The following is a 1391-nucleotide window of genomic DNA, read 5'->3' as shown; positions in this document are numbered from 1 at the left end:
TAATCTTACCTGGTTTTGTAACCTTACCGTCTGGTAATTCACTGTTTGGTACTTTACCTTTACCATCTTCTCCGATTGTTACTGTGATTGGCTTGTCACCTTTACCTGGAATTTCTACTACTGTTCCTGGTGGGTATGTTGACCCATCTGGTCTCTTCGGTGTTACTGTAACATCACCAGTCTTAGGATCTTGTTCCAAGTCTACTGTTGGAGTCTTACGTGCTGGAGTTGTTGCTGGCACTGGTTGTGATGGTCTCTTATTCGGTTCTGTTACTGTACCTTCTCCTTCGATTTTTCCTTTTGGAAGACTATCATTCGGTACTATTCCTGAACCGTCTTCTCCGATGATAACCTCGATTGGAGTATCATTATCACCCGGAATAACTACCTTCGTTCCTGGTGGATATGTTCCTCCCACTCCAGGTTTCTTAGGTGTGACAATCGCATCTCCATTTGGTTTTCTAGTAATATCAATTAAGACTGGTCGCTCCGTTTGTGGTTCATTTGGATCTAATTTTTTAGGTGTCTTCACTTGAACTTCTTCAGGTGTTTTCCCTTTTTCAATAATCTTACCTGTTCCCGGAATATCTCCTTCTGGCAGATCACTGTTTGGTACTGTTCCTTTTCCATCTTCACCGATTGTTACTGTGATTGGGTTCCCGTCTTTACCTGGAATTTCTACTACTGTTCCTGGTGGGTAGATTGAGCCATCTGGTTTCTTCGGTGTCACTGTAACATCACCAGTCTTAGGATCTTGTTCAATTTTGATTGTCGGGTTCTTACGAGCTGGTGTTGTTACTGGCACTGGTTGTGATGGTTCTTTATTCGGTTCTGTTACTGTACCTTTTCCTGGTAAATCACCTTTAGGTAACTTGTCATTTGGAACTATTCCTGAACCATCTTCACCGATTATAACGACAATTGGATTACCATCCTTACCTGGAATTTCTACTACTGTTCCTGGTGGGTAGGTTAAGCCATCTGGTTTCTTCGGTGTTATTACTGCATCACCATTTGGTTTGCGTGTGATATCGATTGTAGGAGTTTGAGTTGTTGGTGTCTTAGGATCTGTTCCATTTTTCTCTTCATCCTTGTCTGGAATACCATCGTTGTCATCATCTGGATCGGTCACATCTGGAATGCCGTCGCCATCTGTATCACGTTGAATTGTAACTGGAACATCCACAACGACTTCTTCGTCACCATTCTTCACTTTAACTGGGATTGTAACTTTACGTTCTTCTTCTTTTGGTCCCCAATCGTCTACGGTTGGTGTGCCAGTTAAGTTACCATCGCCATCTACTGTTAAACCGTTGACTGGTGTTTCTGTAGTGATTGTTGAACCTGGTTTATTTGGTGTCACAACTTTTGTTGGCGGTACTGGTGCTTTT

General features: G+C 42.4%; 1 pseudogene. It reads right to left on the bottom strand.

Features of this window, described 5'->3' with window-relative positions:
• Positions 1–1391 (bottom strand): annotated as a pseudogene (locus KV696_RS00020) (hypothetical protein); the annotation flags it as partial.

Source organism: Streptococcus humanilactis (assembly GCF_019448275.1).
GTDB lineage: Bacteria > Bacillota > Bacilli > Lactobacillales > Streptococcaceae > Streptococcus > Streptococcus humanilactis.
This window is presented reverse-complemented; position numbering and strand designations above follow the sequence as displayed.